This window comes from Bradyrhizobium sp. USDA 4354 (genome assembly GCF_054060315.1).
On the sequence record NZ_JBSSDC010000001.1, the window covers coordinates 5,001,199 to 5,013,656 of the forward strand.

Here is a 12,458-nt window from a genome sequence, read left to right on the forward strand (position 1 = left end):
TTAGTTCGCAGCACTTGGTCCTAAATACCCGCCGAGATCGGCGTTTTCGGCCTTATCCGGCGTTGCACCCTCAATTTGATTTTGGCAAGCTCGCGGCCGACTGGAGCCGCCCCTTAAGGGCAAGGGGGCGGCTTTGTTCAAAATCAAGGCGCCGCACCGCACGACGGACAACAAAAGGCGCCGGGGGTACATCAAGGATCTGAGGCAAAAATCACATGACAGCATTATGGTTGATAGTGCTCTGCGGAGTGCTTTCCGTCGTCTACGCGATTTGGGCGACGTCTTCGGTGTTGGGCGCGGATGCGGGGTCGCCGCGCATGCAGGAGATCGCAGGAGCGGTGCGCGAAGGCGCACAGGCGTATCTGCGGCGCCAATACACCACGATCGGTCTCGTCGGCATCGTCATCTTCGTGCTGCTTGCCTATTTCCTCGGGCTTTATGTCGCGATCGGATTCGCCATCGGCGCCGTCCTGTCGGGGGCGGCCGGCTTCATCGGCATGAACGTCTCGGTCCGCGCCAATGTGCGCACGGCCCAGGCCGCAACGACGTCACTTGCCGGCGGCCTCGAGCTCGCCTTCAAGGCGGGCGCCATTACCGGACTTCTGGTTGCCGGCCTCGCGCTGCTGGGCGTGACCCTCTATTTCGGCTTCCTGGTCCACTCGCTGAAGCTCGCGCCCGATAGCCGCACCGTCGTCGACGCCCTGGTGGCGCTCGGCTTCGGCGCCTCGCTGATCTCGATCTTTGCCCGTCTCGGCGGCGGCATCTTCACCAAGGGTGCGGACGTCGGCGGCGACCTCGTCGGCAAGGTCGAGGCCGGCATTCCCGAGGACGATCCGCGCAACCCGGCGACCATCGCCGACAACGTCGGCGACAACGTCGGCGACTGCGCCGGCATGGCCGCCGACCTGTTCGAGACCTATGCGGTGACCGCGGTCGCGACCATGGTCCTGGCGGCGATCTTCTTCGCCAAGACGCCGATCCTCGCCAACATGATGACGCTGCCGCTGGCGATCGGCGGCATCTGCATCATCACCTCGATCATCGGCACCTTCTTCGTCAAGCTCGGGCCGAGCCAGTCGATCATGGGCGCGCTCTATAAGGGCCTGATCGCGACCGGCATCCTGTCGCTGATCGGCATCGCGCTGGTGATCTACTACCTGATCGGCTTCGGCAAGCTCGACGGCGTCGACTACACGGGCATGGCGCTGTTCGAATGCGGCGTGGTCGGCCTCGTCGTCACCGCGCTGATCATCTGGATCACCGAATACTACACCGGCACCGACTATCGTCCGGTGAAGTCGATCGCCCAGTCCTCAGTCACCGGCCACGGCACCAACGTGATCCAGGGCCTCGCCATCTCGATGGAAGCGACCGCGTTGCCCGCGATCGTCATCATCGCCGGCATCCTGGTCACCTACAGCCTCGCCGGACTGTTCGGCATCGCCATTGCGACCGCCACCATGCTGGCGCTGGCCGGCATGATCGTCGCCCTCGACGCCTTCGGCCCCGTCACCGACAATGCCGGCGGCATTGCCGAAATGGCGGGGCTGCCGAAGGAGGTGCGCAAGTCGACCGACGCGCTCGACGCGGTCGGCAACACCACCAAGGCGGTCACCAAAGGCTACGCGATCGGCTCGGCCGGCCTGGGTGCTCTCGTGCTGTTCGCGGCCTACAACGAGGACCTCAAGTTCTTCGTGGCCGGCTCCGCGCAGCATCCGTACTTCGCGGGCGTCAATCCGGACTTCTCGCTCAACAACCCCTACGTGGTCGTGGGGCTGCTGTTCGGCGGCCTGTTGCCGTATCTGTTCGGCGCGATGGGCATGACCGCGGTGGGCCGTGCGGCCGGCGCGATCGTGGAGGAGGTCCGTCGCCAGTTCCGCGAGAAGCCGGGCATCATGCAGGGCACTGACAAGCCGGACTACGGCAAGGCGGTCGACCTGCTGACCAAGGCAGCGATCAAGGAGATGATCATTCCCTCGCTGCTCCCGGTATTGTCGCCGATCGTCGTCTACTTCCTGATCTACGCAATCGCGGGCGGCGGCGCGGCCGGCAAGTCGGCGGCGTTCTCTGCCGTCGGTGCCATGCTGCTCGGCGTCATCGTGACGGGCCTGTTCGTCGCGATCTCCATGACCTCGGGCGGCGGCGCCTGGGATAACGCCAAGAAGTACATCGAGGACGGCCATTTCGGCGGCAAGGGCTCCGATGCCCACAAGTCGGCCGTGACCGGTGACACCGTCGGCGATCCCTACAAGGACACGGCGGGACCTGCCGTGAATCCGATGATCAAGATCACCAACATCGTGGCGTTGCTGCTGCTGGCGATCCTGGCGCACTGAGCGCGTTGGAGAGATAAGACAAAACCCCGCGGCGCGAGCCGCGGGGTTTTTGCTTCCCTCTGTCATTCCGGGGCGGTCCGCAGGACCGAACCCGGAATCTCGAGATTCTCAGGTGCGCATTGCACACCGGAGTTCGGCTCTTTCGAGCGGCCCCGGAATGACGCTGCGCGTCACTGCACGTCCATCTGCAGCCCTTCCTTCTGGATGATGCCGGCGAATTTCTTCGTCTCGGCCTCCAGGAAGGCGGCGAACTGCTCCGGCGTGCCGTAGTCCGCGCGGGCGCCCATGGCGGCGATCTGCTTCTTGACGTCGTCGCGCTCCAGCATCGCCTTGACCTGGAGATTGAGCGCATTGAGCACGTCGGGCGAGACGCCCTTCGGCAGGAACACGGAGAACCAGGAGGAGACGTCGAAGTTCGCCAGCTCTGGCGCGCTCTCGCGCATGGTCGGCAGGTCTTTCGCGAGGTCGCTGCGCTCGGGCGTGGTGACGCACAGGCCGTTGAGCGTGCCGCTCTGCACCTGCGGCAGGCTCGGATAGAGATTGTCGAACAGGATCTGGATGTCGCCGGCGAGAGCCGCTTGCAGCGCGGGTCCGGCGCCGCGGAACGGGATGTGCGTCATCTTCAACCCGGTGAGCTGGAGAAACCAGGCGCCGGTGAGGTGAGGGCTCTGGCCGACGCCCGAGGAGGCGTAGCTGAGCTTGTCTGGATTGGCCTTCAGGTAAGCGATCAGCTCGGGGATCGACTTGATGCCGGTCTTCGGATGCGCCGAGACGATGTTCGGAATCCGGATCATGTTCGAGACCGGCTGAAGCTGGTCCGGCTTGTAGCTGAGGTTCTTGAAGATGCTGTAGGCGATCGCGTTCGGCCCGGGGTTGCCGACTAGGATGGTGTGACCATCCGGCTTGGCGCGCACGGCCTCGGCTGTGCCGATCGTGCCGCCGCCGCCGGAGCGGTTTTCCACGACCGCTGACTGGCCCCAGGCGGTTTGCAGATGCGCGGCCAGGAGCCGGCCCATCACGTCGGTCGAGCCGCCAGCTGCAGCCGGCACGATGAGGCGAACGTTTTCGGTGGGCTTCCAATCGGCAAGGCTCGATCGCGGCAGAATGGCTGCGGCCGAAAGGCCGGCAGCGCCGGCGAGCACACGACGACGGGACAACAAAGGCTTAGGCACGAATCCGCTCCCTGCTTCTTTCTTTGCAGAGACGGTACGGAACCGCTCGTACGACCGCAAGTCGCGCGCGTGCGCAAGTGCCGCGTGGAGGGCGGCACGAAGCCGCAGGCTCAAGCCATTTACCTTCCGATGGAATTTGGCGGGCTCGAGAGTCTCATTTCGACGCGCATTCTCGACGCGAAGCGGTAGCCGCCTCGCTCGAAAACTCTCTTACCGTCTCAGTTGAAGCTGAGCAGCTTGAACAGCGGCGCGAGGTAGCTCATTTCCTGACCCGACGTCGCCGTGGTGCGGCTGATGAAGTCGAAGATCTTGCCGTCCTGGAGGCCGTAATTCGCAAGCCGGCGCACGCGCCGGTTCTTGTCGAAATAGATCGCGATCACGCGCTGATCGACCACCTTCTGGTTCATGAAGGCGACCGGGCGTTCCGAGCGCTGCGAGATATAATAGAACACTTCGCCGTCGAGGGTCGCGACCGTCGAGGGCGTGCCCATCACGATTAGCACCTGGTCCTGACTCGCACCGATCGGAATCTGCTCGAGTGCGCCGGGCGGCAGGATGTACCCCTTTTGGAACTGCTCGCCGGTGCATGCCGCAAGCGCGACGCCGACCACGGTCGTAGCCGCGAGCATGCGCAAGCCGCGCCAGCATGCGTGAAGGCCGCGCCGCTTGTCCGCGCGCAGGCCGGTCTGGTTCGTTGTCGTCATAGCGGAACTGATTCCGTCCCCTTGCGTCGCGCGAGGCGCTGAAGTACCGGGCGGAGGCTCTGAATGCAACACGCGCGCGCCCGCTTGCGGAAACCACAATGCTTTGGCCGTTCAATCATTTCAGGAAACCCCGGCTAGCCCCGTCGGGCACCATTGAAGCCATCTATGGCATGATCGTGACGCAGGCGCGAGAACCCATATTTTACCGCGACTTGGGCGTGCCCGATACGGTTAACGGGCGTTTCGACCTGTTGCTGCTGCATCTCTGGCTGTTGCTGCGCCGCCTGCGCAGGGTCCAAGGCGGCACTGGAGGCGCCACGGAGCTGTCCCAGGCGCTGTTCGACCGCTTCTGCGAGGACATGGACGACAATCTGCGCGAGATGGGGGTGGGCGACCAGACCGTGCCGAAGCGGATGCGGGCCTTCGGTGAGGCCTTCTACGGCCGCGTCCAGGCCTACGACCAGGCCATGGAGGCTGGCGGCGAGGCGCTGGCGTCGGCGATCTGCAAGAATATCTTGAATGGGACCGGCTTCGACCAGGCGCAGCGGCTTGCGGCCTATGCCCGGGCCAGTGAGGCCGATCTTGGCCGGACCGATGAGGCCGCGCTGCTGCGCGCCGCCTTCAAGTTTCCTCCAGCACTTCCTGAGGATGTCACGCCATGAGCCGACAGAATGCCGGATCCGGTCCCGATCCCTGGCGGGCGCCCGTCATCGTTGCGCAGATCCCAGACGCCGGGCTGCATCGCGAGCTTGAGGCCTCAGCGGCCGAGCGGCAGGCCATGGCGGAGGTCGCAGGGCTCCGCGAGATCCTGTCCGCCCATGCCAGCTTCGATGTCGTGCCGAAAAGCGGCGGGCGGGTCCAGGTCACGGGGCTTGTCCGCGGCCGGATCGGCCAGACCTGCGTCGTCACGCTCGATCCGATCGAGAGCGAGATCGAGGAGGAGGTGGATCTGATGTTCGCCCCCGAGGCCGAGGCGCGCCGGCTGGCCGACCTGATCGAGGAGGGGCAGGACGACGGGGAGCCGCCTGAGGTCGCCGACCCTCCCGAGCCGATCGCGGGTGGCATCATCGACCTCGGCCGGCTCGCCACCGACGCGCTGTTCCTGGCGATCGATCCATATCCGCGCAAGGAGGGGGCCGTCTTCGAGGCGGAGGTCACAGCTCCCGATCCCGAGGATCATCCCTTCGCGGCGCTGAAGGCGCTGCAGGACGGGAAAAAGGGCAAATAGCCCCAGCATTCCGCCCCGGCGGCTTGGGGCGGAACATGAGCCGTTTGCCGCGATGGTTTGAAGGGCGGCCATATCCGATTGATTGCAATGTGTTTTTTGCCAATCAATCCGTCCGTTCCCGGATCGCCACGAATGCAAAAGGCTGGGGGCAAGAGGTTGTTTCGGGGGCACAAAACGCTATTGTCGCGCCCCGGTCCGGGTGCGGCGTGGCGCTTGGCCGATCGCCATGTCCGTGGCGAACCCATTTTGCGGCCCCGCTAGCTCAAGACCGCACCAGACCAGGTTTCCGGGATTTTTATGCCAAGCAAGGTTCGCATCGCGCTGGACGCCATGGGAGGCGATGTCGGCCCCGCCGTGGTCATTCCGGGCGCCGCCATCTCGCTTGGCAGGCATCGCGATACCGAGTTTCTGCTGGTCGGCGACCGAGCCCGGATCGAGCCCGAGCTCGATAGGCACCCGAAGCTGAAGGCCGCCTCCAAGATTGTCCATACCGACGTCGCCGTCACCATGGAGGACAAGCCGAGCCAGGCGCTGCGGCGCGGCCGCAAGACCTCCTCGATGTGGCTCGCGATCGATGCGGTCAAGAAGGGCGAGGCGGATGTCGCGATCTCCGCCGGCAATACCGGCGCGCTGATGGCGATGGCGCGCTTCCATCTGCGCACGCTGCCGGGCATCGACCGCCCAGCCATCTCCGCCATCTGGCCGACCAAGCGCGGCGAATCCGTCGTGCTCGACCTCGGCGCCACCCTCGGCGGCGATGCCCACCATTTGGTGTCGATGGCGGTGATGGGCGCGGCCAAGGCGAGCGTGCTGTTCAACAAGACGCGGCCCACGGTCGGGCTGCTCAATATCGGCGCCGAGGAGATCAAGGGGCACGAGGAGATCCGCGAGGCCAGCGAGATCCTGCGGGCGCGGAACCTGCCCGAGCTCGACTATATCGGCTTCGTCGAGGGCGACGGCATCGGCAAGGGGCTGGCCGACGTGATCGTGACCGAGGGCTTCAGCGGCAACATCGCGCTCAAGGCCGCCGAGGGAACTGCGCGGCAGATGGCGGAATTACTTCGGAACGAGATGCAGCGGAGCTGGCTGTCCAAGCTCGGCTATATCTTCGCCCGCAGCGCCTTCCAGGCCCTGCGCGACAAGATGGACCCCAACAAGTCCAATGGCGGCGTGCTGCTGGGACTGAACGGGGTGGTGGTCAAGAGCCATGGCGGAACCAACGCCGAAGGCTTTGCCTATGCGATCGATGTTGGCTATGAGATGGCTCACTACGATCTCCTGAACAAGATCAATCAGATGCTCAACCGCGAGGGTGGTGCACTCAGTTCCGTGCAGGCCGCGCAGGAGGCTGTTTCGTGACTCAAATTCGTTCGGTCGTGCTCGGCTGCGGCTCCTACCTGCCGGAGCAGGTGGTGACCAACGCCCAATTGGCGGCGCGGATCGACACCTCCGACGAGTGGATCGTGCAGCGCACCGGCATTCGCGAGCGGCACATCGCGGCCGAGGGCGAGTTCACCTCGCATCTGGCGCTCAAGGCGGCGCAGGCGGCGCTCACTGACGCTGGTGTGGACGCACAATCGATCGAGCTGATCGTGCTGGCGACCTCGACGCCGGACAACACGTTCCCCGCGACGGCGGTCGCCGTGCAGCATGGGCTCGGCATCAACCATGGCGCGGCCTTCGACCTCCAGGCGGTGTGCTCGGGCTTCGTGTTCGCGCTCGCCACCGCCGACAATTTCCTGCGCACCGGCGCCTACAAGCGCGCGCTGGTGATCGGCGCCGAGACCTTCTCGCGCATCCTCGACTGGAACGATCGTGGCACCTGCGTGCTGTTCGGCGACGGCGCCGGCGCGGTGGTGCTGCAGGCGCAGGAGCAGCCGGGCAATGCCGCGACCGACCGCGGCGTCGTGACCACGCACTTGCGCTCCGATGGCCGCCACAAGGCCAAGCTGTTCGTCGACGGCGGACCGTCTTCGACCCAGACCGTCGGCCATCTGCGCATGGAGGGCCGCGAGGTCTTCAAGCACGCGGTCGGCATGATCACTGACGTCATCGTCGACGCCTTCAACGCGACCGGGCTCAATGCCGACAGCATCGACTGGTTCGTGCCGCACCAGGCCAACAAGCGAATCATCGATGCCTCCGCGCACAAGCTGCATATCGCGCCGGAGAAGGTGGTGCTGACGGTGGACCGTCACGGCAATACCTCGGCGGCCTCGATCCCGCTGGCGCTCTCGGTGGCGCGCAAGGACGGCCGCATCAAGAAGGGCGACATGGTCCTGCTGGAAGCCATGGGCGGCGGCTTCACCTGGGGTTCCGCGCTGGTGCGCTGGTAGGCCACATCAGATAAAATTTTGCCGGAATCAGCGCCGATTATCGATGCCTCGGCATTGATGAGCGCTGTTGACCGTCGTATCGTAACCTCCTAATTTCAGACAACAATTGTTCGCCGTGATGTGGGGCAGGGCGATGACCGATCAAAGTAAAACCGTAACGCGTGTCGATCTGTGCGAAGCCGTCTACCAGAAGGTGGGCCTGTCGCGCACGGAATCATCCGCCTTTGTGGAACTCGTGCTGAAGGAGATCACCGACTGCCTGGAGAAGGGCGAGACGGTGAAATTGTCCTCGTTCGGGTCCTTCATGGTGCGCAAGAAGGGTCAGCGCATCGGCCGCAATCCGAAGACCGGCACCGAGGTGCCGATCTCGCCGCGCCGCGTCATGGTGTTCAAGCCGTCGGCGATCCTGAAGCAGCGGATCAACGCCCAGCACCGCACCAACGGCGACGCCACCAAGGCTCAAGAAGAGGCGTAACCGCCTTTCGGAAAGGACTGCCATTTGGACAAGGCGCCGGATGCGTTCCGAACCATCAGCGAAGTAGCGCAGGAACTCGACATTCCGCAGCACGTGCTGCGGTTCTGGGAGACCCGGTTCTCCCAGATCAAGCCGATGAAGCGCAGCGGCGGCCGCCGCTATTACCGCCCCGACGACGTCGACCTGCTCAAGGGGATCCGCCGGCTCCTGTACGGCGAGGGCTACACCATCCGCGGGGTGCAGCGGATCCTGAAAGAGCACGGCGTCAAATCGGTGCAGGGCCTCGCCGACAGCGCGGCCGCGGTCTCCTTCGGGGCCATCGAGGATGCCATTGGCCAGAGCCTGATGGAGCCCGAGGACGAGGCGCCCATCAAGGGCATCACCGACACCGACGACGACGATTTCCAGGGCGATGAGGAGGAAGGCATCGACTTCCGCTTCACCGAGATCGACGACGAGGAGATCCTCACCACCTTCCGCAAGGGCGGCGCCGCCACAGCGCCCGCCGGCCCCAGCGCGCTCGACCGGGAGCGGCTGGGCCGGGCGCTCGCCGACCTCGTCGCAGCTAAGGAGATGCTGGATCAGGCGCTGAAGGACGGGTAGGGGCGGCTTTCTGCCGGCTTGGCGGGTAGTTCCGGAGCGCTTTGGGCGGATACACCAAAATGGTGTGACGTCGCCTTGCGCAAAGCAGCGATCCTAGCTAATGGAACGACGTTCGGAGCGTGGCGCAGCCCGGTTAGCGCACTAGTCTGGGAGACTAGGGGTCGGAGGTTCAAATCCTCTCGCTCCGACCATTTTTCAAAGAATCAGATTCCTTTTCGGGCGAGTTACCGCCGGCCGCACGTTTGCGGGTGGGTTGCAACGTACCGCGAGTGTTGCCCTGGCGTCACAGCGTGCAGCGTCAACATGATTTAAGAATTTCGGGCGCGTTGGAATCGCGGAGGGGGCGTCCCGTGAGAAGAGCACTGGCTGCCGTAGCAGTCTTGGCGAGTGTCGCGTCGGGGGCGGAAGCTGCTGACCAAAGCCCTGCACTTTTCACGAAAACGCGCACGGTCGACGCCAGCCCAAGCTGGACGGGATTTTATGCTGGCGGCAACGTCGGCGGCGCATGGGCAAAGCGATCCGTGAATTTCGCAGGTGATTCCGTTTCCGCTTTCCTCTTCAATCCTGGAATTCCGCTCCTAGCTCCCTTTCCGGGGCAGGTTGCTTTCACAGCCTACGACTTCTCAATGAGTGGTGTTACCGGAGGGTTGCAAGCGGGTTATAATTGGCAGCTTGGCGGTAAATGGCTGGCTGGCGTTGAAGGTGACTTGAGCGCAGCGAGCTTGCGCGGAAGCGGACGTGAAACAACGCCCCTTCTTCCCCCAGCTTTCACGCACACTATCTCGGCGGAGCAAAAGGTCGACTGGTGGGGGACCATGAGAGGGCGCCTTGGAGTGTTGATCTCGCCCAGCGTACTTTTGTATGGGACCGGCGGTTTCGCTGTTGGCGGGGTAAGGACCTTTAGCGACTACATGTTTAACGGTCCGGGAGGCGCATATGCTGTCTCCGACACTGGCACTTCATTCTTGTGTACCTCGGGATCAACTTGCTTCACGGGTACCAATTCCCGCGTTCAGGCCGGCTGGACCCTGGGTGGAGGCGGCGAGTGGCGCTTTGCACCTCGCTGGAGCTTTAAGGCCGAATATCTCTACGTTGATCTCGGCAAATCGTCAGTATCGGCGAAAGCTCTCGCAACGGGCATTGGTCCAAACCCGTCGAGCTACACAGCAGGCCTCGGCCGTGCCGATTTCCACGTGGCCCGAGTTGGCGTGAACTACCATTTTTGACCGCGGGGCAGCTCGTCTCTACTGACGAGAGCCCCAGCCTCCTGGTCAGTTTACAATTCTGGTAAAATCGCCTGTCTTCGCAATCTAGAGCCTTTCATCCGTTTCCAAGAATTGACCTGTGAAATCAACGCTTCGCCATCGCCTGGGAGACTAGGGGTCGGAGGTTCAAATCCTCTCGCTCCGACCATTTTTTTCAATATCTGTCGGGTGGATGAACGTCGGCGTGGAGCCCTGCTCCCGCCGGGGACGGGTGCGCGATGGCCGTGGCGGTGGCTGGGGCGGTGGTCGTTAAATCAAAATGCCGAAAACAACCCCATGCACAGTAGCGAAGGTCATTGACGAAATGACGTTTTTCCGAAGCAATTTGACGCGTCGGGTAAAACAGGGGCATACTGTCATCATGCTGACCCGTGGGATGGGGCATGTATCGGATCGCTTTGCTCTGCACGTTCGCGCTGACCGCTTCGCCTACGTTGGCCAGTGACAGCCCAAAAGATCAGGAGACTGATCGGCTCATGCAGGTTCTGCGTGACGAGATCGCGCGCGAGGATTGTCTGTGGCGCGAGAGCTTGGCACGATTGTCCAATCAACCTCCAGACGAGCAACGGAAGATTGCCGGACTCGTCGCGCACTTCTGCAGCCAGAAGGGTAAGGAGCGGATCGTCCAGGGGGCGACGACGGAAGGTCTCGTCAGGCATGAAGTCGCCCAATACGACCAGCTCTGGGCGCAGGAGCGGGCGATCGCAATTGGACGACAGATTAGGGAGCTGAGGGAACGTCGGCATCCCCAAATGCGATGATGGATGAAGGCGACCGCCCTGACTCGGCGGCTTCGCATGCTCTTGGAGGATGGGCACTTTCCTTATTTTCGAGATCCCCTGTCCCGACAGATTGCGGATGCCCTAAATCTGACCCGGACGGCAAGATCCCCGCCTAATATCAGCCTCCCAGAAGACGCGACCGTCAGCCGCCTCATGGCGGACCATCGATACGTGGCATCAGGCCGCTTCCATTTAGGTGCGAGGGCAACACATGTTTCAGTTATCGTGGAGCGAGATCTTCGTCCCGACGCATTCCGTCATCGAAATGATCGTGCGGGGCACCATCATGTATCTCGGCATCTTCACGCTGATGCGCTTCATTTTGAAGCGACAAACCGGCGGGCTCAGCATCCCCGATCTGCTTCTCGTCGTCCTGCTGGCGGACGCGGCGCAGAATGGCATGGCGGGTGAATACCACTCGATCACAGAAGGTATCGTGCTCGTTGCCACGATCATCTTCTGGAATTTCGCCATCGACTGGGTCGGGTATCACGTGCCTTTCGTGGAGCGGCTTGCTCGGCCCGCGCCGCTCCTTCTCATCAAGAACGGGCAGGTCCTTCGCCGCCACATGCGGCAGGAGCTGGTGACGATGGATGAGTTGATGAGCAAACTTCGCGAGGAGGGCATAGCGAGCCCGGCGGACGTCGTAGAGGCATATATCGAGGGTGACGGCAATATCAGCGTGAAACGGAAGGAGACCTGACGGCCTTACCCCATCGCCATCCGCGTGGCTTCCGTCCACCGGCGTCCGCACCATCTCCGTGGCCATCACGCCAGCACGGCATTGTGCGCGACCGCCTTTATCGCGCTGACGCCGATGAAGGCGGCGAGTACTCGAGGGGTTATATTCACAAGCGCGTCGGGTTATTTAATGTCAGGGCGCTTCAAAAGTCATGCGCTACAACACCTCGGCACGAACCTGAGCTACGCCGTGATTCGTAATCCCCAAGCTGCGCGCGGCAGCGAGCGAGAGATCGAGGACGCGGCCACGAATGAACGGGCCTCTGTCATTGATGGTGACGATGACGCTGCTTCCTCCATGGGTCACGCGGACCTTGGTGCCGAATGGCAGGCTGCGGTGCGCTGCGGTGAGGTGATTCCGATTGAATGACGAACCGCTCGCTGTCTTGCCTTTGGAATACCAATAATAGGAGGCCTTTCCCGAAAAGACGCGATTGAAAGATCGCATGCCCGAGCGATCAGCCGATGGCTCCTGTGCGACTGGAGGTGGAGACTCAACCTGATCCTTCTTCGTCTGTTCTAGTCCAGCAGGCGCCGGCTCTGCGTGAGCCTTCGGAATGATGGACCATCGGTCATTGAAATCCTGTGCTGCAGCGCTGTTCGCGTTCAATCCGATCCAAGCAGGGAGTGTCGCAATCGCCGCCATTCTGACGAGAAGATGCATTGTCGACCTCATGAATGATTGAAGATCAAGCCGACAATGCAAGCTCAGAGGTCGCGTTCCTTAACACGCCGCAAAATGGTGATGACATACCGACATCGCGGATCGAGAGCGTACCCGAGTGAGATTGACCGCGGTCCCGCTCTCCCTGACCG

13 protein-coding genes and 1 tRNA gene are annotated in these 12,458 nt (G+C 63.1%); 11 read left to right on the forward strand and 3 right to left on the reverse strand.

The genetic code is table 11. From position 1 onward, the window contains the following. Nucleotides 1-215: 215 nt before the first annotated feature. A complete protein-coding gene (locus ACVIIV_RS23140; RefSeq protein ID WP_456746215.1) occupies nt 216-2,336 on the forward strand; it encodes a sodium-translocating pyrophosphatase in 2,121 nt (706 codons plus the stop codon). A 170-nt stretch (nt 2,337-2,506) separates the two neighbouring features. Here the strand turns inward: ACVIIV_RS23140 and ACVIIV_RS23145 are convergent, their stop codons facing one another. Further along, entirely contained in the window at nt 2,507-3,508 is a 1,002-nt protein-coding gene (locus ACVIIV_RS23145; RefSeq protein WP_456746216.1) for a Bug family tripartite tricarboxylate transporter substrate binding protein, read from the reverse strand. A 218-nt stretch (nt 3,509-3,726) separates the two neighbouring features. Then, entirely contained in the window at nt 3,727-4,212 is a 486-nt protein-coding gene (locus ACVIIV_RS23150; protein ID WP_456746217.1) for an outer membrane protein assembly factor BamE, read from the reverse strand. A gap of 98 nt (nt 4,213-4,310) precedes the next feature. Between ACVIIV_RS23150 and ACVIIV_RS23155 the strand changes: the two genes are divergently transcribed. The 10 genes from ACVIIV_RS23155 to ACVIIV_RS23200 all read left to right on the forward strand — a co-directional run bounded on the left by ACVIIV_RS23155 (nt 4,311) and on the right by ACVIIV_RS23200 (nt 11,604). Beyond that, nucleotides 4,311-4,874 (forward strand): ubiquinol-cytochrome C chaperone family protein, encoded by a 564-nt coding sequence (locus ACVIIV_RS23155; protein ID WP_456746218.1) that lies wholly within the window; start codon nt 4,311-4,313, stop codon nt 4,872-4,874. Beyond that, entirely contained in the window at nt 4,871-5,440 is a 570-nt protein-coding gene (locus ACVIIV_RS23160; protein ID WP_456746219.1) for a YceD family protein, read from the forward strand. Before ACVIIV_RS23155 ends, ACVIIV_RS23160 begins: the two co-directional genes overlap by 4 nt. A 297-nt stretch (nt 5,441-5,737) precedes the next feature. Further along, on the forward strand, nt 5,738-6,799 hold the full coding sequence (gene plsX, locus ACVIIV_RS23165; RefSeq protein ID WP_456746220.1) for a phosphate acyltransferase PlsX: 1,062 nt from the start codon (nt 5,738-5,740) through the stop codon (nt 6,797-6,799). Beyond that, a complete protein-coding gene (locus tag ACVIIV_RS23170) occupies nt 6,796-7,776 on the forward strand; it encodes a beta-ketoacyl-ACP synthase III (RefSeq protein ID WP_456746221.1) in 981 nt (326 codons plus the stop codon). Before plsX ends, ACVIIV_RS23170 begins: the two co-directional genes overlap by 4 nt. A 133-nt stretch (nt 7,777-7,909) precedes the next feature. Beyond that, a complete protein-coding gene (locus ACVIIV_RS23175; RefSeq protein ID WP_212374710.1) occupies nt 7,910-8,251 on the forward strand; it encodes an integration host factor subunit alpha in 342 nt (113 codons plus the stop codon). 24 nt (nt 8,252-8,275) lie between these two features. After that, on the forward strand, nt 8,276-8,854 hold the full coding sequence (locus ACVIIV_RS23180) for a MerR family transcriptional regulator (protein ID WP_456746222.1): 579 nt from the start codon (nt 8,276-8,278) through the stop codon (nt 8,852-8,854). 113 nt (nt 8,855-8,967) lie between these two features. Continuing rightward, nucleotides 8,968-9,045: transfer RNA gene (locus ACVIIV_RS23185), tRNA-Pro, on the forward strand. A 159-nt stretch (nt 9,046-9,204) separates the two neighbouring features. Further along, nucleotides 9,205-10,080, forward strand: coding sequence for an outer membrane protein (locus ACVIIV_RS23190; protein WP_456746223.1), 876 nt, complete (start codon nt 9,205-9,207; stop codon nt 10,078-10,080). 422 nt (nt 10,081-10,502) lie between these two features. Next, nucleotides 10,503-10,880, forward strand: coding sequence for a hypothetical protein (locus ACVIIV_RS23195; protein ID WP_456746224.1), 378 nt, complete (start codon nt 10,503-10,505; stop codon nt 10,878-10,880). 307 nt (nt 10,881-11,187) lie between these two features. Continuing rightward, entirely contained in the window at nt 11,188-11,604 is a 417-nt protein-coding gene (locus ACVIIV_RS23200) for a DUF421 domain-containing protein (protein WP_456746225.1), read from the forward strand. A gap of 195 nt (nt 11,605-11,799) precedes the next feature. Here the strand turns inward: ACVIIV_RS23200 and ACVIIV_RS23205 are convergent, their stop codons facing one another. Beyond that, a complete protein-coding gene (locus ACVIIV_RS23205; protein ID WP_456746226.1) occupies nt 11,800-12,306 on the reverse strand; it encodes a septal ring lytic transglycosylase RlpA family protein in 507 nt (168 codons plus the stop codon). Nucleotides 12,307-12,458: the final 152 nt, after the last annotated feature.